Origin of the sequence: Chitinilyticum litopenaei DSM 21440 (assembly GCF_000428145.1) — a bacterium.
GTDB lineage: Bacteria > Pseudomonadota > Gammaproteobacteria > Burkholderiales > Chitinibacteraceae > Chitinilyticum > Chitinilyticum litopenaei.
The window spans coordinates 1-21,156 of the sequence record NZ_ATZJ01000012.1; the positions used below are offsets into that span (position 1 = coordinate 1).

Sequence of the window (21,156 nt, forward strand, 5' to 3'; positions counted from 1 at the left end):
CGCAGAAGGGCGCAATCCAGTTTGGCCTTGGCGACATCGATACCGAGATAGATCATGCTTGTTTCCAGTGATTGCGTTTGCCAACTTCACCCACTTGCCTTGTGCATGCAGGGTCTGGGCCCTTGGCTACCGTTCAGTGTTCAGGCTGGCGAAGAGGTGGGAGAAGGGCTTGATCTGCGATACAAGGTTTGGACCTTAAGGGAATCCACAAGCTGTCCTTCTCCCGATTGGCGGAAGCTAACCGCCAAGTACTGCGAGATACAAGGGAACCCCGAAGGGGCGGCGGACCGGGCTCGCCTTTTCTTTGGTTCGTTTCTTTTGGCGAAGCAAAAGAAATGAACCCGTCCGCCGGGCGGAACCGGCATGCAAACCCCGCGCCGTAGGCGCTAAAACTCTTCTTGTCTTGCAAGGGATTTGTCGTCGTCCGATGCCGCAGACCTGCAATCACGCCGCCAGCGGCGTCGCGCACAGGCCCTCCAGCAGCGCCCGCCAGGCGCGGTCTTCCGGGATGCCGGGCTTGCGCACGCCGAAGAACTGCACGATCAGCTCGCCGGACTCCGCATACAGCTCCAGCGACGTCACCCAGCCGTCGCTGGTTGGCTTGTTCACCACCCAGCTGCTGGCGATCGCCGTGGTGTTCAGGTGCAGGTTGAAATCCGGGTCGAGCACGTTGAACCACGGGCCGGTGCGCAGGAGCTTTTTCACCGGGCCGGAGTGGATCTGCACGACGCCGCGGCTGCCGACGAAGCACATGATGGGCAGTGCTTGCGCCGCCGCCGAGTTCAGCAAGGTCTGAACCGCATCGCTGGCGACCTGCTGCGCCAGATCGGCACCGACGGCTTCGAGCGCGCCCAGGCGCTGGATGTCGAACTTGCGCAGCATGGGAAAAAAGCCGTGCGTGTCGGTGAGCGCCAGCCAGGCGTCCCGCAAGGCGGTGGGCGCTGCGGCGTGGCGCGCCGCGCTGTCGGCCGGGTAGGGGGCTACTCGGGGCAGCTTGTGTTCCGCCGCCTTATGGGTGGCAATGTATGTGTCCCAATGGCTTTCATTGCTTTGGCTGGTGAGATATACCTTGTGTACCGCTTCGCCGTCTGCGGCGAAGAACTGGATGCTGCGCCGCTCGCCCTTCTCGCCATCGCCGCCGCGCTCGGTCACGGCAAAGGCGCTGTGCCAGTAATTGAAGAAGAGCCGCAGGTCGATATCGCTGCCCAGCACCAGGCCGATGGCCTTCTCGGCCTCGACCTCTTCGTATTCGCCGTGGCGCTCGTGCACGCACCAGTCGTTGCGCGTGAGCACCATCACGCGGCCAAAGCCGGGCAGGTCGCGGAACAAGGCTTGCGGCGTGCCGGCGAGCGCGATGCTGTCGACGCCGCAGCCGGCGGCGACCAGCTCGGCCTCGCTGATGGCCAGGCGGCGGGCCACGTCGCGCGCGCGCAGCTTCGGTTCCCGTTCGCGCAGCGCGGCGTGGCTGGCCTGCAGCTGGCGGATGAGTTCGGCGGAGGGGATGGCGTTCATGCTGAATCCTGTTGGTGATATGAAAAACAAGCGACGCGCTGATGGGCTAGATCGTCAGCCAAAACCCAAAGCCACCACAGAGGCACAGAGAACACAGAGAAAAGCCGGAGCACGTCCAGGCAATTCTCAGGGTTTTGCTTCCTCTGTGCCCTCTGTGTCTCTGTGGTTCAATAGGTTTTTGTGGTTTGCTGAGAAGGGTTTCTAGTCAGGTTTCTCTGTTTCTCTGTGGTAAATGGCTTTCGGTGTTTGCCGGGCTGCCCCGGCCATCAGCAGGTGTGAAGATCGCGCTCAGAAACTCCAGCGCACGTTCACGCGCGCATTGCGGCCGGGCTGGCTGTAGCGGTCGACGGTGCTGCTGTTGGCCGGTACGCCGACCACATCGCTGGCCAGCCAGTATTTCCTGTCGGCGAGGTTGAACACGCCGGCATTGATGCGCACGTCCTTCACCGGCTCCCACCACGCGGTGAGGTCGAGCACGCCGTAGCCCGGCGCCTTGAAGTAGCTGTCGTCCGACACGCGGTGGTGGCGGTCGGCGGCGCTCAGCGTCAGTGCGCTGCCCCAGGCGACCTGGCGGTATTCCAGCCCCAGCGCGCCCTTCAGCGGCGCGACGCTGTCGAGCCACTCGCCAGTGCTTTCGTTCTCGCCGACGGCGTAGGCGACGCTGGCCCAGCTGCGCCAGCCCGGCGCGAATTCCCAGTGGCCGCGCGCTTCGGCGCCGTAGATGCGCACCTTCGCCTGGTTTTGCGACTGATAGATCAGCGCCGCGCCTGGCACGCAGGCCGGGCTGCCGGGGCAGTTGATCGAAACCTGCTCGATGAAGTCCTTATAACGGTTGTCGAACACCGTCACGCTGCCGCCGGCTTGCTGGCCGCCAAAGCGCGCGCCCAGCTCGACGCCGCGACTGGTCTCGGGCTTGAGGTCCGGATTGGCGACCGCGCCGTAGCCCATGGCGTAGTTGATGTAGCTGCCATTGAGCTCCATGGCGTTGGGCGCGCGAAAGCCGTGGCTGTACTGGGCGAACAGTGTCAGTGCCGGGTTCGCCTGCCAGCTGGCCAGCAGCTTGGGCGAGAGCTTGCCGTCGGACAGGCCGACCGCGCGGCCGCCCTGCTTGTCGAAGGCGGCATCGGTGTGCGGCGCCAGTTCGTAATGGTCGTAGCGCAGCCCCGGCGTCAGCGTGAAGCCGCTCTGGCCGAAACGCATTTCGTCCTGCGCGAACACGCCCCATTGCGTCGTGCCGGTTTTCGGCACGTCGCGCACATCGAGTGTGCTGCTGGCCGGCGTGCCGCTGCGGAACTGGGTGAGGTCCGAGCGCAGGATTTCCGCGCCGACAAGCAGCGCGTGATTAACGGTGCCGCTCTGCAACTGCTTGCCGGCCTGCGCGGAGAGGCCCAACTGGTCCTGGCTGTATTCGGAAACGCGGCTCCAGTTCGGCGCGTTCGTTCTGGTCTGCAGGGTTTTCTGCGTCGTGTCTTCCTGCTGTGCGTAAACGCGCACGCTGGCGCTGTCGATCACGCCGCCCGCGGCTGGCGCGGCATAGTCGTATTCGCCGGAAACGCGCCAGCGGCGGGTTTCGTCTGCGGCGCGGCTGTCGCGCACCGTCGGCGTCATCGGGTTGCCGAGGTCGGTGTAGAGGATGGCGTCGGTGTCGCGCCGGAAAAAGTCGGCGCTCACGCCCAGCGTGTGGCCGCCGTCGAGCAGCGTGCGCAGCTTTGCGAGTGCACTGGTCGTCTTGTAGTCCTGCGGGTTCGGCGCGGTGCGCGCGGCGGACTGGCTGCTGTTTTCGCCCTGGTTGTCGATCTCGTGGCCGCTGCGGATGCCGGCCTGCACGAGCCAGAAATGCTGGTCGCCCGTCATGCCGGCGACCGTGGCGCGTGTGCCGGCGCTGTCGTCGCTGCTGTCGTAGTCGGCGGCGACCTGGCCGGCGAAGCTGCCGCGCCCGCGCAGCAGATCCATCGGCTCCAGCGTGCGCAGGCCGATCACGCCGCCCAGCGCATCCGAGCCGTACAGCGTGGACGCCGGGCCGCGGACGATTTCGATGGCGCTCAGGCTGTCGAAGTCGACCAGGTCGCGGCCGCTGTTCTGGTAGGGGCCGAAGGCAAACGCATCGGGCAGGCGGATGCCGTCGACCAGCATCAGCACGCGATTGCCCTCCAGGCCGCGGATGTTCACGCTGGACAGCCCATAGCGCGGGTTGCGGCTGATGGCGATGTCCGGATCGGTCTTGGCCAGATCGGTGTAATCGCGCACGAAGCCGTCATCCATCTCCTCGCGACCCACGGCGCTGACCGAGGGCGGCAGCGTGTCGAGCGGGGCTTCGCTGCGCGTGGCGGTGACGACGACGGTGGGCAGCGTTTGCGCGGCCACCAGCGTGCTGGCGTCACTGGCGAACAGGGTCTGCATCGCCGTAGCGAGCAGGGTAAGGGCGAGGCAATGCGGTACGGCTTTCATTCCGGTCCTTCTCTGGCTGGTGGTAGCGGGAGGCGTCCAAGGGGGACGCGTTGCGGCTGGCTACCACGCCAAGAAGGCGGGACTGGCTGGCGTGCTGGGTGTGGCTTGAATCGGGTCTGGTGGCTTACTTGGTCAGGATCAGCTTGCCCTGGCTGGTTACGCGCAGGATATAGCGCTCGCCGCGATGCTCGATCACGATCTGGCGCTGCCCTTGCAGCAACTGCCGGCTGGAGAGGGCCGGCAGTTGTGCATCAGGCTTCATGGTGGTGTTTCTCGTGTCCATGCCCTCAATATTAACTGATAAGCGTTCTCAATATCAATAGTGCGGCAACGATTTTGCTGGGCAAGGCTGGCCAGCACATGCAGACACCGCATTGGGCACCGAAGCACACAGGAAAGACAAACCCGCAGCACCGGCCCAGCGTTGAGGCCGGCCAGATCGCCTGTGCTTTCTGCGTCAGTGCGTCTCTGAGGGTGGGCGGGATTGGATTGAAGCGTTCTGCCCATCAGGACAAGCCCAGTCAGCCACAGGCGAGGCCATGCGCCGCGCCAGCGTCAAACCCGGCGCTGCACGCAGCGGTTACACTGCTTCTTTTTGCCCCTGCCGATCATGAACACTGCCCACTCTCCCTCTGCCAATCCGCATCTTGCCGAACTGCCCGTCGAATCCGCGCGCGTGTTTGACGGCAAGCTGCTGCACATCAACCGCGACACCGTGCGCCTGCCCGACGAGTCGCTCGCCACGCGCGAATACGTCGTCCATCCCGGCGCGGTGATGATCCTGCCGGTGCTGCCCGACGGGCGCATCCTGATGGAGCGGCAATACCGCTACCCGCTGCACCGCGTGTTCATCGAATTCCCGGCCGGCAAGCTGGATGAAGGCGAGGGCGCCGAAGCCTGCGGACGGCGCGAACTGCTGGAAGAAACCGGCTACAGCGCCGCGCGCTGGGAGCAGCTGGGCGTGATCCACCCGCTGATCAGCTACACCAACGAGGAAATCCACGTCTTCCTCGCGCAGGGCCTGCAGGCCGGCGCCGCGCAGCTCGATGAAGGCGAATTCGTCGAATGCATCGCCATGACGCTGGAGGAGCTGGTCGCCGGCGTGCTCGATGGCTCGATCACCGACGGCAAGACGGTCGCCGGGATTTTCTGGCTGCAGCAAAAACTGGCAACTAGCACCTGAGCGGGGCGGCCGATTGGCTGGCCTGATGTTTACCGTCATGGGTATGGATTTGTGGCCTTTTATTATAAAAGGCTGCGTAGCTATACCCATTTATATAGGGCGTGTGTCAACTGGAAGACCCTTGCCGAACAGCAAGGCGAAACGTGAGCACGTAAAGAAATGGCTCGCCCCGGCGTGGCGCATGTTCAACGACCGCACCGCGTGCACAGAATGGCATCTAGCCCAGGCTACGCATTGCGGCATGCACGCCTGATTCGGAACTTCTGGCCGAGTCAAGAGCATGGGCGCCTGTGGCAGAAAAACCAGCAAAAGCAGCGCCATGAATTTGCTGCGCATGCGATCTCCAGAAGCAAGCGGGGGGATTCGACAAGAGGGGAGTACCGCAGTCTGGTGGGGGCTGATTCATGCCTGTTGGAAAAGGCGGTTCGGTGACTCGACGCCGGGTTGCTTCCCTGGCTGCTTATTCAGGTGCCGTTCCTCCTCGGCAATCTGGCTCCGTGTGACTGTGCTGCGGCTGGCATTTTTTGGCGCATATTGCCGGATCAGTACGCGGCGCTACCAATGACGCAGCGTATGCATGTGCCTGAGTCCGCTGCTTGTGTTGCGCAAGCGCCTGGCTCAGTGTGGTTGTTCCGCTGCGGTTTTTGAGCTTCTCTGTGCCTCTGTGGTCAAGGTGCTGCCGATCACGCCGCCAGCTTTTGCGTGAGTGCCAGCAGCCCGGCCAGATTGAGCAGCAGCGTCGCCAGAAACACGCCACGAAAGCCGGCCTTGCGGGTCTTGTGCCGAAACACGCGCTGCGCCAGCCATGCGCCCGGCCAGCCGCCCAGCAGCGCCCAGCCATGCAGCGTAGCCTCGGTAATTCGCCACGATCCGCTTTGCGCCCGCGCCTTGTCCAGCCCGTAGGCGGCAAAGGCGATGGCGCTGAATGCCAGGCAGGCCAGCGCCAGCGGCAGGGCGTGGCTGCTGCGCAGGATGAGGGCGGCCAGAACCGGCAGCAGCGCCAGCGTCAGGCAGTCGATCAGGTCGAAACTCGATGTGAATTTAGATGCTTTCAAAATAATCCGAGTCAATTTGCTTCAACTCGTAGACGCCAACCGTTGAGACGCCAACTCCGTGCTCAAACATCAGCCGGGTCAGTTGATTGCCATCGATCAGAATGATCTTGGTGTTGATGAGCTCAACATACTCCAGCGCTTCCCTGGTATAGCTGCTGGTCGTGATGAATACGCCCTTGTTGGCGCGGTGGCCTTGCAGTGCGCCGGCAAACTTCTGGATTTCCGGTCTGCCAACGGTGCCCTCCCAGCGCTTGGCTTGCAGATAAATCAAGTCAAGACCAAGCTTGTCTTCCTTGATGATGCCGTCGATGCCGCCATCGCCGCTGCGACCAACGGCGCGGCCGGCGTCTTGCCGGGAGCCGCCATAACCCATTCGAACCAGCAGGTCTACTACCAGTTGCTCGAAGAAGGCCGGGGAAGAGGCCTTGATTTGTTCAAGCAGCTCGTTTTCCAGCTCAGCACGAATGCGCCGATAGGCATCGGCCAACTGGTCTTCGGGGGTGGTTTCCTCAAGCATCAGCGCATTGGCAGCATGACTGGGGCTTGCATCTTTGCTCTCGTTGCTGGGGTTTTTGCGTGATCGGCTTTCTACAAAAGCAGGATACTGCTCCAGCACCGCCAGCGTGATTTTTGCGGGCGACTTGATCAGTAGCCCCATTCCATCCGCAGTAATTTTGAACTGACCCCGTCGCGGGCTTTCCAGGAGTCCTGCCTGCTTCAGATAAAAGCGTGCCCAGCCAACCCGGTTCGCAAACAATGGGGCTGCACCACTTGGCAGCATTTCAGCTCGTTCAGCTTCTGTCAGCTCAAACAGGGTACTGAGGTGCTCAATGGCGTCACGAAAGCGATGTTCTTTCTGATCGGCTGCCAGTTGCAAGAGTGGCAACATGATGGTCTGGTAGTCGGGTATGGGCATGACTGTGGCTTATCGGATTGGTGACTTGGATTATTGATGCAACCCTCTGATGCTTTCACTTGTAGGAGCGAGCTTGCTCGCGATCAGCAAGGCTTCGCGAGCAAGCTCGCTCCTACGGATATTCAAACTTCTGAGGGCCGAATCAATAATGAGGCTTTGTAACCTTCGGCAAGAGGCCGTTTGCAAGTCGGGCGGCGCGCAACCCAAGCTACGCCTTCTCTGCGTCTTTGCGCCTCTGCGTTGAGGTTTTTGACCTTCTCTGTGCCTCTGTGGTGAAGCCCGGATTACCCCGCCAGCTGCTGCGTCAGCGCCACCAGCTCGGCGAGCTTGGCCTTCGCCGCGCCGCTGGCGAGTGCCTCGTGCGCGGCGTTGATGCCGTCTTCCAGTGTCACCGCCTTGTTGGCGGTGTAAATCGCCGCACCGGCGTTGAGCAGCACGATGTCGCGCGCCGGGCCGGCGACGTTGTCGAGCACCTGTTCGATCACTGCCTTGGATTGCTGGGCGTCACCGGCGTGCAGGTCCTTCACGTCGCAGAAGGCAAAACCAAAGTCGCGCGGGTCGAGTTCGTATTCGGTGATGTCGCCGTCCTTCAGCTCCGCCACCAGCGTCTTGTCCATCAGGCTGATTTCATCCAGCCCGTCGCGGCCGTGCACGATCATCACGTGCGTGCTGCCCAGCTGCTTCAGCACGCGCGCCTGGATGCCGACCAGATCGGGGTGGAAGACGCCCATCAGCTGGTTGTCGGCGCCGGCCGGGTTGGTCAAGGGGCCGAGGATGTTGAAGATGGTGCGCACGCCCAGTTCACGGCGCACCGGGGCGACGTATTTCATCGCGCTGTGGAAGTTGGGCGCGAACATGAAGCCGACGCCGATCTGGTCAATGCACTGGCCGACCTGGTCGGGCGTCAGGTTGAGGTTTACGCCCAGCGCTTCCAGCACGTCGGCGCTGCCGGAACTCGAGGACACCGAGCGCCCGCCGTGCTTGGCGACCTTGGCGCCGGCGGCGGCGGCGACAAAGGCACAGGTGGTCGAGATGTTGAAGGTGTGCGCGCCATCGCCGCCGGTGCCGCAGGTGTCGATCAGGTGGCTGCGATCCTTGACGGCGACCTGGGTGGCGAATTCGCGCATCACGGTGGCCGAGGCGGCGATCTCGGAAACGCTTTCCACTTTGGTGCGCAGGCCCATCAACAGCGCGGCGATCTGCGTGGGCTGCATGTCGCCGGACATGATCTGGCGCATCAGGTGCAGCATTTCGTCGTAGAACAGCTCGTTGTTGTCGATCAGGCGGTTGAGCGCGGCTTGGATGGTGATCATGATGAGGTCCGTATTAATTTGATTGACGCGTTATTGATTGACTTCGATGACAGGGTTCTGGCCGTTCCAGTTCGTGCCTGCATCGCGGATACGGTGCAGACGCGGGTGATGTTCGGGTTCGTCGAGATCCGCCAGTTCAAAAACGGGGCCATCTGCGGTTTCGGTGTCCAGATAGATCAGGCGTACGCCACTGGCGGCAATGGTTCCCTGCTGGGCGATCCGCATGCCTTCTGCCAGTAATTGGGATTTCTTTCGCTCCATGTCGGCACGGCTGAGCCACGAGGACACATGCTGCAGACCGCGTTTACCCTGTTGCAAAAATTCCAGATAGAGGCTGGGTGTGTGGTCGTGCTGCTGGATCAGCTCGATTTGCAGCTCACCCGAATTGGCCAGCGCAATGCTGATGGTGGGTGATTGCGAGGGCTCGCCACGGTAAACGAAATCAGCCAGGGTAATTTGCCGTTTGATGAAAAAGGGGCCGACCCCGATGACCTGGGTCCAGTGTCGCATGGCTTCATCAATATCTTCCACGACGAAGGCAATCTGGCGGATGGCGCCAAGTCGAATACTCATGGTTGTTCCTAGCGCATGTAATAGATGGAAAAGGTGTGCGCGCGGGCGCGGTCCAGGTCGATCAGGCAGGCGGCCTCGGCAATGCCGGCGCCTGCGCCGCTGCCGTAGCTGGCGGCGACCCAGGCGCAGTGCGCCTTGCGATAGGCGGCATAGGCCTTGATGTCCTTTTGCAGCGCGGGCGTGGCGTGCTGGCGCTGCAGAACGCGGTCCAGTTGTTTCATCGCGGCGAGCGCGGCGGCTTCGGCATTCAGCCTGTCCTGCTCCCCCTGAAGCAGCAGCCGGGCCAGGCAGGCTTTCAGCTCGGCCTGGTTGCCCGCCTGCTGGCCGCATTGTGCATCCGCGCTCGGCTGCGCGAGCAGCAGTGTCTGCACATGCTCGCGCTCGGCGCTGCGCCGCGCGTTGCCGTCGTCGGCCAGTGCGCCTCCGGCAAGTAGCGCCAGCAGCAGGGTGAGGGCGGTTTTCATCGGCAGGGTGATTTCCGGAGTGGGGCGAAAACCGGTTTACCGCAGAGACACAGAGGCACAGAGAAACTGCGGGAGAAATCAAAGCTATTCCTCGGGTTTTGCTTTCTCTGTGCCTCTGTGTCTCTGTGGTTCATTTGGGTTTTGCTTTCGCTTTGCCTTGTCGCGCGCCAAGGAAAAGGCCGCACGCGGCGGCCTTGGGCGGTCAGGCAAATTCCTTGAGGAAGTTGTCGAGCATCCGGTGGCCGTGTTCGGTCAGGATGGATTCCGGGTGGAACTGCACGCCTTCGATGGGCAGCGTCTTGTGGCGCACGCCCATGATTTCACCATCTGCCGTCCACGCGGTCACTTCCAGGCAGTCGGGCAGCGATGCGCGCTCGATGGCCAGCGAGTGGTAGCGGGTAACGGTAACCGGGTTGGGTATGCCCTTGAACATGCCGAAATCGTTATGTTCCACGGGGGATACCTTGCCGTGCATCAGTGTCTTGGCGTGCACTATATGTCCGCCAAAGGCTTCGCCGATGGCCTGGTGGCCCAGGCACACGCCCATGATGGGCAGCTTGCCGGCGAAATGCCTGATCGCGGCGACCGAGATGCCGGCCTCGGCGGGCGAGCAGGGGCCGGGCGACACCACCAGGTATTTGGGCTGCTTGGCCTCGATTTCCGCGATGGTGATTTCGTCGTTGCGGTGCACGTGCACATCCTGGCCCAGCTCGCCGAAGTACTGCACCAGGTTGTAAGTGAACGAGTCGTAGTTGTCGATCATCAAAAGCATTGTTAAAACCCCTATTTCACCACAGAGGCACAGAGATCACAGAGAAAACCCTAGAGTTTGAATCGTCTGATGCCGTTCTTCAGTAAGGTGGTGTGGAAATTGACCAGTAATCCGGTGTCAAAGCCACCGAGGCGCAAGTAACTGAGAATTTGAGCTTCATGGATTGGAAGAAGCTGTTCGACTGCTTTCAATTCCACGACCAGCCGGTTTGCCACCAGCAAATCAATTCGATATCCGCAATCCAGTTGCTGTCCTTTGTAATTGACAGGTAATGGATGCTGCCGTTGAACCGGCACACCGCGCTGTTGCAATTCCCAGCAGAGGCATTCTTCATAGGCTGATTCCAGCAGACCAGCACCGAGATGGCGATGCACTTCGATTGCTGAACCAATCACTATTTCACTCAGTGAGTCTCTGTGCCCCTCTGTGTCTCTGTGGTTCATGCTTTTTAAAAAATCAGGCATCCAGACCGTGTTGAACCAGTTCCGCGGCGCGCAGTACGGCGCGGGCCTTGTTCAGCGTTTCCTGCCATTCGCTCTCGGGCACCGAGTCCGCCACGATGCCGGCGCCGGCCTGCATGAACAGCGTGTCGTTCTTCACGACCGCCGTGCGCAGCGCGATCGCCACGTCCATGTCGCCATTGAAGCCCAGATAGCCGACGGCGCCGGAATACACGCCGCGCTTGGTCGGCTCCAGCTCGTCGATGATTTCCATCGCGCGCACCTTCGGCGCGCCGGACACGGTGCCGGCGGGGAAGGTGGCCTTCAAGACATCCATGGCGTTCTTGTCGGCGAGCTTCTTGCCTTCCACCGACGACACGATGTGCATCACGTGCGAATAACGCTCGATGATCATCTTGTCGAGCAGCTTCACCGATCCGGTTTGCGCGACCCGACCGGCGTCGTTGCGGCCCAGGTCGATCAGCATCACGTGCTCGGCGATTTCCTTCTCGTCGGCCAGCAGCTCTTCGGCCAGCGCGATGTCCTGCTCGCGGGTCTTGCCGCGCGGGCGGGTGCCGGCAATCGGGCGCACGGTGATCGCGTCGCCTTCGAGGCGCACCAGGATCTCCGGCGAGGCGCCGACGATGTGCATGTCGCCGAAGTCGTAGAAGAACATGTAGGGCGAGGGGTTGACCGAGCGCAGCGCGCGGTACAGCGCCAGCGGCGACTCGGCAAACGGTGCGGTCATGCGTTGCGCCAGCACCACCTGCATGATGTCGCCATCGCGGATGTAGTCCTTGGCCTTGAGTACCGCATCCTTGAAAGGCTGTTCGCCGAACTCCGAGACCGGCGTCGAAACGGCCCTGGCCGGGCGCGACAGCGGGATCTGCACCGGCTCGCGCAAGGTCATCCGCAGTTCGGCAAGGCGGGTATTGGCCGCTTCGTAACTGCCAGCAACGGCCGGGTCGGCATACACGACCAGGTATAGCTTGCCGCTGAGGTTGTCGACCACCGCCAGTTCTTCGGACAGCAGCAATTGAATGTCCGGCGCGCCGATCGGATCGGGCTTGGGGCAGGCCGCCAGCTTCTTTTCCACGTAGCGGATGGTTTCATAGCCGAAATAGCCGACCAGCCCGCCGAGAAAACGCGGCATGCCCGGTAGGGATGGCGCATTGAAGCGCGCCTGGTAGGCGGCGATCACGTCGAGCGGGTTGTCGCTGTGGGTTTCCACCACCCGGTCGTCGATGATCAGTTCGGTGGTCTGGCCGACGACTTTCAGGCGGGTGCGGGCCGGCAGGCCGATGAAGGAGTAGCGGCCGAAGCGCTCGCCACCGACCACCGATTCCAGCAGATAGGAATACGGGCGGTTGGCCAGCTTCAGGTACACCGACAGCGGCGTATCCAGATCGGCAAACAGTTCGAGTACAAGCGGGATGCGGTTATAGCCCTGTTGCGCCAGGGCGTCGAATTCGGCGCGGGTCAGCATGGATGTCTCCGACAGAGGGACTTTAGATGCAAAAGAAGGCGGTTGCTCTTACGAACGACGCCATCGCCAATCGAGTCTCTGGGGAGTGCGGATAGCCATGATGTAGGGGAAAAACCGTAGCAATGAATCAGGTCCGGGCATTGTGCAGGCTGGGCGCTGCAGCGTCAATTCAAGGTGCGGGCCAATGTTGTTCTTCGGCAGGGGCGCTGCAATCGGGGTGATCGATAATCGGCTCGCCGGTGTCGGCCAGGATGCGGGACGCGTAGCCGGCACCGCCAAAATAGACGGTGACGTCCCAGTAGCGGCGTTCGCTGTAGCGCGCGATCCAGCGCTGGGGGTCGGCATCATTCATTTTGCCGCCATCCTTGCAGCCGCTGCGCACCAGTCGCATGCCATGCGAGGTCGGATCAAGCTCCAGCATGACCGTCGTGGTGTCATGGTAAATCTGCAGATCTGCAGTGCAGTGTTCTGGCAAGTTGCAGCGCGAGGTTTTCTTCGTGTCGACGAAGCCGGGAGTAGCCAGCAACTCAGCTATGGCCAGCTTGCACGCCTCATCGCGACCGAGCACTGGTGCGGCAGCAAGCGTGGGCGGCAAGGCAAGCAGCAAGGCGGCAAATAGGCGGGCAGGCATGGTTTCCTCCGGCAGGGCAGGTTTCCCATCATGGCGAAAACCCGGCATGCCTGCCGGCGGGGTGTGGCCCGGCTCACAGCGCCGGAATCAGCCGCTTGAAGGGCTGCTAGTCGGCCAGCCTGAAGCGGTTGACGATGGCGCCCATCTGGCTTGCCTGCTCTTCGAGCAGGTGGGCCGACGCGGAGGCTTCTTCCACCAGCGCGGCATTGTGCTGGGTGACTTCGTCCATCTGCGTGATGGCCTGGTTGATCTGCTCGATGCCGGCCGATTGCTCGATGCTGGCGGCGCTGATTTCCGCCATGATCGCCGTCACCTGCTCGATGCTGCGGATGATTTCGGTCATCGTCGCGCCTGCCCGGTTGGCCAGCTCGGTGCCTTTTTCGACCCGGCTCACGCTGTCCGAAATCAGCCCCTTGATTTCCTTGGCCGCGCTGGCCGAGCGTTGCGCCAGATTGCGAACCTCGGCGGCCACCACGGCAAAACCGCGCCCCTGTTCCCCCGCCCGGGCGGCTTCGACGGCGGCGTTGAGCGCCAGGATATTGGTCTGGAAGGCGATGCCGTCGATCACGCCGATGATTTCGGCGATCCGCCGCGAGGCATCGCGGATCTGCGCCATCGTCGCCACGGTGGAATCGACCACGTGGCCGCCCTGCACGGCAATATCGGACGAGGCTTTCGCCAGCCGGCTGCCATGTTGGGCGTTTTCGGCGTTCTGCTTTACCGTGCTGGTCAGCTCTTCCATGCTGCTGGCCGTTTCCTCAAGGCTCGCAGCCTGCGTTTCGGTGCGCTGGCTCAGGTCCCTGTTCCCGGCGGCGATTTCGCTGGCCGCGGTGGATACGGCGTCGCTGCTGTTCTTGATCTGAGTGAGGATGTCGTGCATGTTTTCGATCAGCGAATTCACGCCTGAGCACAGCGTTTCAATGGCGCCGGTCTTGCCCGCCAGCGGGATGCGGCGGGTCAGGTCGCCCTCCCTGGTCGCGGCGACCACGGACTGGGTTTGCTCGACCGCCTGCTGCATGGCCTTGGCGGCGCGCACCTGTTCGGTGACATCGCTGGCGTACTTCACGACCTTGAACGGCTTGCCGTTGGCGTCAAGGATGGGGTTGTACGAGGCCTGGATCCAGACTTCGCGACCGCCCTTGCCGATGCGGCGGTACTGGCCGGCGTCGTATTCGCCGCGCGCCAGCTTGTCCCAGAACTGACGGTATTGCTGGCCCTGCGCTTCGACCGGATCGACGAACAGGCGGTGGTGCTGGCCCTGCACCTCGGCCAGTGTGTAGCCCAGTGTGGTCAGGAAATTGGCGTTGGCGGTGAGGATCGTGCCGTCGAGCCCGAATTCGATCACGGCCATGGCCTTGCCGATGGCGGCCAGCTGCCCTTCGAAATCGGCGTTGCGCCTTTTCTGCTCGGTGATGTCGGTGGCGTACTTGACCACTTTGCAGGGTTTGCCGCTGGCGTCGAAGATCGGGTTGTAGGATGCCTGGATCCAGATTTCGCGCCCGCCCTTGCCAAGGCGCCGGTACTGGCCGGCATCGTATTCGCCGCGCGCCAGTTTTTCCCAGAACTGGCGGTATTCGTGGCTCTGCGCGTAGGCGGGCTCGACAAACAGGCGATGGTGCTGGCCCAGTACCTCGGCCAGCGTGTAGCCCACCGTTTTCAGGAAATTGTCGTTGGCGGCGAGTATCGTGCCGTCCAGCTTGAACTCGATCACGGCCATGGCCTTGCCGATGGCGGCGAGCTGGCCTTCGAAATCGGCGTTGCGTTTTTTCTGTTCGCTGATGTCGGTGGCGTACTTGACCACTTTGACGGGCTTGCCGCTGGCGTCGAAAATCGGGTTGTAGGACGCCTGCAGCCAGATCTCCCGCCCGTCCTTGCCGATGCGCCGGTATTGCCCGCTATCGCAGTCGCCACGTGCGAGCCGCTCCCAGAACTGCCGGTATTCATGGCTCTGGGCCTGCTCCGGATCGACAAACATCCGGTGATGCCGGCCCCGGACTTCTTCAAGCGTATACGCGACCGTGGTGAGGAAGTTGTCGTTTGCCGTGCGTATCGTGCCGTCAAGCTCGAATTCGATGACCGCCATCACCCGGTCGATGGCGGCGACCTGCCCGCTCAGGTCCTGCAATCGTTCAAGGGCGTGCGATTGTCCGCTAGAGTCGTTCTGCAAGAGTGCGGACTGGCCGCCAAAGAATCTGTTCCATACGCCCATCGTTGTGGCTCCTGATTGCCATGTGCCATCCCACCCTAGCACATGGCTCATGCAAAGCCTTGGTGTGTAAACGGCTTGGTGTAGGGTTTTTGTTGCTTTTCTATTGCTGGTTTGTAATTTATGGGGTGCTTCCCTGGACTGGTGGGCAGGCGTGGCTCAGGCCGCACGCCCGCATTGCGCTCAGCGCTCATCCCCGAGAAACTCCAGCAGCTCGCGGAAATCGTGGATCACCGAATCGGCGCCCAGCGCGCCCGCATCCTCGCCATAGCCGTAGCTCACCGCCACCACCGGGCAGCCGGCAGCGCGCGCGGCGAGGATGTCGTTCTGCGAGTCGCCCACCATCAGCAACTGGTCAACGGGGACGCCGAGCTTTTCGGCGGCCAGCAGGATGGGCGCGGCGGCCGGTTTCTTGTCGCTGGCGGTGTCGCCGCCGACGATCACGTCGAAATGCTCGAACACGCCCATTTCGCGCAAGAGCGGCAGCGTGAAGCGCTCGGGCTTGTTGGTGACAATGGCCAGCGGCACGCCGCGCTCGTGCAGCGTATGCAGCACTTCCTGCACGCGCGGGTAGAATTTGGTGGCGATGGTGAGGCCGGCGAGGTAATGCGCGTTGAAGAGCGCCATCGCCTTGTGCTGCTCGGCGGTGCCGGTGTACTCCGCCGCGTGGTCGTCGGCCAGCGTGCGCGCCACCAGGCTGGCCGAGCCGTCGCCGACATAGCCCTCCACCGTGGCGGAATCCAGCGCGGGCAGGCCCAGCTCGGCGCGCATCGCATTGGCGGCGCGGGCCAGGTCGTGAATGGAATCGACGAGTGTGCCGTCCAGATCGAAGGCGAAGGCGGTGATGGTCATGGCGGTCTCCTTGGGCTGTGTCGCGCGGCGGCGCAAACGGGCAGTGTAAAACAGGCAGCGACCCGGGGTGGCGTGGCCGGGGTTTCGGTTTGTGCTGCCTTGATTCGGTAATGAAAAAGCCGCAGCAGAGGCTGCGGCTGCTTGGGCCTGGGCTGGCTTAGCAGGCTGTTGAAGAACAGCCTGCGATCCGTTTTTTCCGGCAAAGCCGGGAAAAATGCATGAAAAGAAAAATATAAGTCATTGATTTTTCAGAAGCCGATTTGCGTCGGGCTTGGCCCGGTGCTTGCTTCCGTTGGAAAAACCGACTTTTTCAACAACCTTGTTAGCGCTTGACGCGCGCCAGCTCGGCGCGCATCTGGTCGATGACGGCCTTGTAATCGGGCTGGCCGTAGATGGCCGAGCCGGCGACGAAGGTGTCGACGCCGGCGGCGGCGATGTCGGCGATATTGTCCACCTTGACTCCCCCATCGATTTCCAGCCAGATCTCGCGGCCGGTTTTCGCCGTGTAGTCGTCGATGCGCGCGCGCGCCTGGCGGGCCTTGTCCAGCACGGCGGGGATGAAGCTCTGGCCGCCATAGCCGGGGTTCACCGACATCAGCAGGATCATGTCGATCTTGTCCATTACGTAGTCGAGATGGGACAAGGGCGTGGCGGGGTTGAACACCAGACCGGCCTTGCAGCCGCATTCCCTGATCAGCCCCAGCGTGCGGTCGATGTGTTCGCTTGCTTCCGGGTGGAAGGTGATGATGTTGGCGCCGGCCTTGGCAAAATCCGGAATGATGCGGTCCACCGGCTTGACCATCAGGTGCACGTCGATGGGCGCGTCGGTCCACGGCCGGATGGCTTCGCAGACCAAGGGACCTATGGTCAGGTTGGGCACGTAGTGATTGTCCATCACGTCGAAGTGGATGATGTCGGCGCCGGCCTCGATCACGTTTTTCACTTCGGCGCCCAACTGGGCGAAATCGGCGGAAAGGATGCTGGGGGCAATGCGGAAGGTCATGTCGGCTCCTGGCGGCGGCCCGGGCGGGGCGGATGGCTCTGGATTGTAGCGGAATGGCCGCGGGCGCGGCGCAGGCAGCCAGTGTGCCCAAGGCGCCGGCCGGTGGTACTGACTTTGCTCAAGCAGGCGTCGGCTTGTGCGCCGGCTTCGGGTAAACTGCGCCATCCCCTCGTGATGGAGTGTCCGATGTCCAGCCGTTTTCCCATCGCCATCAGCGTGCAGGCCCGCTTTGTGCCGGAGCAGTCCGATCTGGTCGCCAATCATTATGTGTTTGCCTATCACATCACCATCCGCAACGAGGCCGATGTGCCGGTGCAGCTGCTCTCGCGTCACTGGCTGATCGCCGACATGAACGGGCGCGTGCAGGAAGTGCGCGGCGAGGGGGTGGTGGGCGAGCAGCCGCGTCTGCAGCCGGGCCAGAGTTTCGAATACACCTCCGGGGTCAATCTGAATGTGCCGCTGGGCACGATGCGCGGCAGCTATCGCTTTGTCACGGCCGATGGCGAGGAATTCGACGCGCCGATTCCGGAGTTCATGCTGACCGTGCCGCGCACGCTGCATTGAGCGCGGGGCAAATGCCCCCATCTGCAGGATTGAGCGGCCCCGGCCTGGCTGGGCCTGGCCGGCCCCTGCCGCCGGCTGGCGTGCCGCAGTTCCGTGCCTGACGCGGCCTGCCGCTGCGGGCAGGGCGAGCGCGGGGCGGCGGCAAACCGTACGCCTCTGGATACCATTTCATGTATGCGGCTACAGCCATTTACCGGTATTGGCTGTAGCAACATACCCTTTAGGATCGTTCATGCCCCCTTCCTCCCCGTCAGCGCCGGCGAACCGCCAGGACTGGCAAACGCTGAAATCGCTGCTGCCCTATCTGTGGGCCTACAAGTGGCGCGTGATCCTCGCGCTGTCGCTGCTGGTGCTGGCCAAGTTCGCCAACGTCGGCGTGCCGCTGGTGCTGAAAGACATCGTCGATGCGCTCGACGCCAGCCAGCACCCGCTGGCCGTGCCGCTGGCGCTGGTGCTGGCCTACGGTGGCTTGCGGCTGGCCTCCGCCATCCTGGGCGAAGCGCGCGACGCGGTGTTCGCCAAGGTGACGCAAGGGGCGATTCGCCGCGTGGCGCTGCAGGTGTTCGAGCACCTGCACCGCTTGAGTCTCCGCTTCCATCTGGAGCGCCAGACCGGCGGCGTGAACCGCGACATCGATCGCGGCACCAAGGGCATCGCCTTTTTGCTGAATTTCACGCTGTTCAACATCCTGCCCACGCTGGTGGAGATCGTCCTGGTCGCGCTGGTGCTGCTGCAGAAATATGACTGGTACTACGCCGCGATCACCTTTGGCACGATTGCCGTCTACATCGCCTTCACGCTGGGGGTGACCGAGTGGCGCATGGGCTGGCGCAAGGCCATGAACGAGCTGGATTCCAGCGCCAACTCGAAAGCGGTCGATTCGCTGCTCAATTACGAGACGGTCAAGTACTTCAACAACGAGCGCTGGGAAGCGCGCCGTTATGACGACAGCCTGGCGCAGTGGGAGGCGGTCGCCATCAAGAGCCAGGTGTCGCTGAACTTCCTGAATGCCGGCCAGGCGGCCATCATTGCCGTGGGCGTTACCGCGCTGGTGTGGCTGGCCGCCGCCGACGTGGTCGCCGGCAAGATGTCGCTGGGCGACCTGGTGCTGGTCAATGCCTTCCTGCTGCAGCTCTACGGGCCGCTGAACTTCCTGGGTTTTGTGTATCGCGAAATCAAGCATGCGCTGGCGGACATGGAAAAGATGTTCGCGCTGATGGGGCGCAATACCGAAATCACCGACGCGCCGGATGCGCGCGCGCTGGCCACCCAGGCCGCCGAAGTGCGCTTCGACAACGTGGTCTTTGGCTACGACGCCGAGCGGCAGATCCTGTTTGGCGTCGATTTCACCATTCCGGCCGGGCACACACTGGCGGTCGTGGGGGCCAGCGGCGCCGGCAAGTCGACGCTCTCGCGGCTGCTCTATCGTTTCTATGATGTGAGTGATGGGGGTATCCTGATCAATGGCCAGGATATACGAGGGCTGCAGCAGCATACCCTTCGTGAGCACATCGGCATCGTGCCGCAGGATACCGTGCTGTTCAATGACACGATCTACTACAACATCGCCTACGGCCGGCCCGAAGCGACGCGGGAGGACATCATCGAGGCGGCGCGCTCGGCGCACATCCACGATTTCATCGCCGCGCTGCCGCAGGGTTACGACACCGTGGTCGGCGAGCGCGGGCTCAAGCTCTCCGGCGGCGAGAAGCAGCGCGTGGCGATCGCGCGCACCATCCTGAAAAACCCGCCCATCCTGATCTTCGACGAGGCGACCAGCGCGCTGGACTCCAAAACCGAAAAGGCCATCCAGGCCGAGCTGAAGGCGATTGCCGCCAACCGCACCACGCTGATCATTGCGCACCGGCTTTCCACCGTGGTGGATGCCGACGAAATCCTGGTCATGGAAGGCGGGCGGGTGGTCGAGCGCGGCACACACCGCGCATTGCTGGATGCCAATGGCGTCTACGCGCGGATGTGGGCACTGCAGGCGAGCGAGGAGGCGGGCTGAACGCGTCCCGCCCATGCAATAACGCCGGGATGACCGGCGTTATTGCATGGGATTTGCTTGCTCATGGTGCGTCGTGCATCGCGGCCAGCAGCCGCGCGGCGGCGTCCGGGTCGGGCAGGGCGGGGATGTGGTTCCAGTGATCACTGGTCATGGCAGAGCTCCTTGTGTTGCACTGCACATAATGTAGTGCGCCTGCCGTACCGCGATTTTGCGCTGGCGCAAGATAAGGCGAATCATGTAGTCGCGGCGGGTTTCCCTACCTTTTTGACGCTGCTCGGCGCTTGTGACTTTCCGCATTGCTGAATCACCTGACCCGCGCAAACCCTTGTCTTGACTGGCCTGAAAACTGTAATCCCCGTTTTTTGCCAAATTGTTACTGTTGCTTTGCAAGGCGCCCGATTGAAATGGCCGCCACCTTGCTACACGGCGCGATCCGCCGGGCAGGGTGTTGATCACGGACCATACAAGGGCTAGGGCAATGACACTGAACAAGCAAGACTGGCAATGGGTGCTGACCTGTTTCGGCACCGCCGTGGGGGCGGGAATTCTCTTCCTGCCGATTCGCGCGGGGCTGTCCGGCATCTGGCCGATGCTGATCCTCACCGCGCTGATTTTCCCCATCACCTGGGTGGCGCACCGTGGCATCACGCGCGTCGTCGCCTCGGCGCACAAGCCCACCGACATTGTCGGCGCGGTGGAAATGGATCTGGGCCGCAATGTCGGCTTTGCCGTCTCCCTGCTGTATTTCCTCTCCATCATCACCATCTGCGTCGGCTATGCGACCGGCATCACCAATATCGTTTCCTCCTTTCTGAGCAATCAGCTCGGCATGGGCGAGGTCTCGCGCCCCTTGCTGACCTTCCTCTTGCTGCTGGGGCTGACCGGGGTGATCCTGGCTGGCGAGCGCGTGATGGTGCTGGTGACCTCGTGGATGACCTTTCCGCTGATTTTCCTGCTGGCGGGCCTGTCGCTCTACATGATTCCGTACTGGAACACCGCCGTCTTCAGCGCCCCCTTCTCGCTGGACGGCACGCTGAAGAACCTGCTGCTGCTGTTCCCCGTGCTGGTGTTTGCGATGAACTTTTCGCCGGTCTGCTCGACACTGGGCGCCACCTATCGCGCCCAGTATCCGGCGGCCGAGGCCGTGGCGCGCACCGACGGCATCATCAAGTGGACCAGCCTCGTGCTGCTGGTGTTCGTGATGTTCTTCGTGGTGTCGATGGTGCTGGCGACCTCGCCGGAACTGCTGGCCCGCGCGCAGGCCGACAATATCGACATCCTCACCACCATTTCGCTGGTGGCGCAGCAGCCGCTGCTGAAGTATCTGATTCCGCTGATTGCCTTCCTGGCGATCGCCAGCTCCTACTTCGGCCACTTCGTCGGCACGCGCGAGGGACTGGTGGGCGTGATCACCCGCCTGATGACCTGGCAGCACCCGGAACGCGAGGCGCAGCTCAATCTGCCGAAAATCAATCGCGTGGTGACGCTGCTGATGATCGTCGGGCTGTGGTTCCTCGCCGTTTACAACCCGCCTATCCTGAAAATCATCGGCGCGCTGTCGGCGCCCATCATCGCCATCTATGCCTATCTGCTGCCGGTGATGCTGATGAAGCGCGTGCCGCGCCTGATGATTTACCGCTCCTCGCTGGCCAGTTTCATCTTTGTGATGGGGCTGGTGGGCATCGCCGGCGATTTTGTCGGCAGCTATCTGTGAACGGGAGAACGTG

At 62.7% G+C, this 21,156-nt stretch carries 20 protein-coding genes; 4 read left to right on the forward strand and 16 right to left on the reverse strand.

Annotated elements, in window-relative coordinates:
• Nucleotides 1–444: 444 nt before the first annotated feature.
• The 3 genes from C515_RS0106285 to hemP all read right to left on the reverse strand — a co-directional run bounded on the left by C515_RS0106285 (nt 445) and on the right by hemP (nt 4,222).
• Nucleotides 445–1,512 (reverse strand): hemin-degrading factor, encoded by a 1,068-nt coding sequence (locus C515_RS0106285; RefSeq protein WP_028454844.1) that lies wholly within the window; start codon nt 1,510–1,512, stop codon nt 445–447.
• Nucleotides 1,513–1,800: 288 nt separating this feature from the next.
• Entirely contained in the window at nt 1,801–3,960 is a 2,160-nt protein-coding gene (locus C515_RS19840) for a TonB-dependent hemoglobin/transferrin/lactoferrin family receptor (protein ID WP_081686790.1), read from the reverse strand.
• Between the two features lie 124 nt (nt 3,961–4,084).
• On the reverse strand, nt 4,085–4,222 hold the full coding sequence (hemP, locus tag C515_RS22985; RefSeq protein ID WP_081686791.1) for a hemin uptake protein HemP: 138 nt from the start codon (nt 4,220–4,222) through the stop codon (nt 4,085–4,087).
• A 348-nt stretch (nt 4,223–4,570) separates the two neighbouring features.
• Between hemP and C515_RS0106300 the strand changes: the two genes are divergently transcribed.
• Nucleotides 4,571–5,143, forward strand: coding sequence for an NUDIX domain-containing protein (locus tag C515_RS0106300; protein WP_028454845.1), 573 nt, complete (start codon nt 4,571–4,573; stop codon nt 5,141–5,143).
• A 683-nt stretch (nt 5,144–5,826) separates the two neighbouring features.
• Here C515_RS0106300 and C515_RS24340 read toward each other — a convergent pair.
• The 12 genes from C515_RS24340 to rpe all read right to left on the reverse strand — a co-directional run bounded on the left by C515_RS24340 (nt 5,827) and on the right by rpe (nt 16,854).
• On the reverse strand, nt 5,827–6,198 hold the full coding sequence (locus tag C515_RS24340) for a DUF1294 domain-containing protein (RefSeq protein WP_245574994.1): 372 nt from the start codon (nt 6,196–6,198) through the stop codon (nt 5,827–5,829).
• A complete protein-coding gene (locus C515_RS0106310) occupies nt 6,185–7,114 on the reverse strand; it encodes a restriction endonuclease (protein WP_028454846.1) in 930 nt (309 codons plus the stop codon). The genes C515_RS24340 and C515_RS0106310 overlap by 14 nt, the downstream gene beginning before the upstream one ends.
• Nucleotides 7,115–7,398: 284 nt before the next feature.
• A complete protein-coding gene (gene trpD, locus C515_RS0106315; protein WP_028454847.1) occupies nt 7,399–8,427 on the reverse strand; it encodes an anthranilate phosphoribosyltransferase in 1,029 nt (342 codons plus the stop codon).
• Nucleotides 8,428–8,457: 30 nt separating this feature from the next.
• The gene (locus tag C515_RS0106320) at nt 8,458–9,000 is read right to left on the reverse strand and encodes a VOC family protein (protein ID WP_028454848.1); all 543 of its coding nucleotides are present in this window, start codon (nt 8,998–9,000) and stop codon (nt 8,458–8,460) included.
• An 8-nt stretch (nt 9,001–9,008) separates the two neighbouring features.
• Nucleotides 9,009–9,464: a lysozyme inhibitor LprI family protein gene (locus tag C515_RS19850; protein WP_051304694.1), complete on the reverse strand. Its 456-nt coding sequence runs from the start codon at nt 9,462–9,464 to the stop codon at nt 9,009–9,011.
• A 202-nt stretch (nt 9,465–9,666) separates the two neighbouring features.
• Entirely contained in the window at nt 9,667–10,236 is a 570-nt protein-coding gene (locus C515_RS0106330; RefSeq protein ID WP_028454849.1) for an aminodeoxychorismate/anthranilate synthase component II, read from the reverse strand.
• Between the two features lie 50 nt (nt 10,237–10,286).
• On the reverse strand, nt 10,287–10,700 hold the full coding sequence (locus C515_RS22990) for a GxxExxY protein (protein ID WP_081686792.1): 414 nt from the start codon (nt 10,698–10,700) through the stop codon (nt 10,287–10,289).
• Nucleotides 10,693–12,162: an anthranilate synthase component I gene (gene trpE, locus C515_RS0106340; protein ID WP_043648423.1), complete on the reverse strand. Its 1,470-nt coding sequence runs from the start codon at nt 12,160–12,162 to the stop codon at nt 10,693–10,695. Before trpE ends, C515_RS22990 begins: the two co-directional genes overlap by 8 nt.
• A 169-nt stretch (nt 12,163–12,331) precedes the next feature.
• On the reverse strand, nt 12,332–12,793 hold the full coding sequence (locus C515_RS0106345; RefSeq protein ID WP_028454851.1) for a hypothetical protein: 462 nt from the start codon (nt 12,791–12,793) through the stop codon (nt 12,332–12,334).
• Nucleotides 12,794–12,899: 106 nt separating this feature from the next.
• Nucleotides 12,900–15,002, reverse strand: coding sequence for a methyl-accepting chemotaxis protein (locus C515_RS24770; protein WP_144290370.1), 2,103 nt, complete (start codon nt 15,000–15,002; stop codon nt 12,900–12,902).
• Between the two features lie 180 nt (nt 15,003–15,182).
• A complete protein-coding gene (locus tag C515_RS0106355) occupies nt 15,183–15,851 on the reverse strand; it encodes a phosphoglycolate phosphatase (protein ID WP_028454852.1) in 669 nt (222 codons plus the stop codon).
• 322 nt (nt 15,852–16,173) lie between these two features.
• Nucleotides 16,174–16,854, reverse strand: a complete 681-nt coding sequence (gene rpe / locus C515_RS0106360) for a ribulose-phosphate 3-epimerase (RefSeq protein ID WP_028454853.1) — start codon at nt 16,852–16,854, stop codon at nt 16,174–16,176.
• A gap of 186 nt (nt 16,855–17,040) precedes the next feature.
• Between rpe and apaG the strand changes: the two genes are divergently transcribed.
• A complete protein-coding gene (gene apaG, locus C515_RS0106370; protein WP_043648429.1) occupies nt 17,041–17,418 on the forward strand; it encodes a Co2+/Mg2+ efflux facilitator ApaG/CorD in 378 nt (125 codons plus the stop codon).
• Nucleotides 17,419–17,650: 232 nt separating this feature from the next.
• Complete coding sequence (locus C515_RS0106375) at nt 17,651–19,429, forward strand: ABCB family ABC transporter ATP-binding protein/permease (protein ID WP_028454855.1); 1,779 nt, start codon at nt 17,651–17,653, stop codon at nt 19,427–19,429.
• A 147-nt stretch (nt 19,430–19,576) separates the two neighbouring features.
• Here C515_RS0106375 and C515_RS23490 read toward each other — a convergent pair whose 3' ends face one another.
• Nucleotides 19,577–19,885 carry a hypothetical protein gene (locus C515_RS23490; protein ID WP_144290371.1) on the reverse strand — a complete coding sequence of 103 codons (309 nt, stop codon included), beginning with the start codon at nt 19,883–19,885 and terminating at the stop codon, nt 19,577–19,579.
• A gap of 22 nt (nt 19,886–19,907) precedes the next feature.
• On the opposite strand from C515_RS23490, the gene C515_RS0106385 reads away from it, so the two are divergent.
• Nucleotides 19,908–21,143 carry an amino acid permease gene (locus C515_RS0106385; protein ID WP_043648432.1) on the forward strand — a complete coding sequence of 412 codons (1,236 nt, stop codon included), beginning with the start codon at nt 19,908–19,910 and terminating at the stop codon, nt 21,141–21,143.
• Nucleotides 21,144–21,156: the final 13 nt, after the last annotated feature.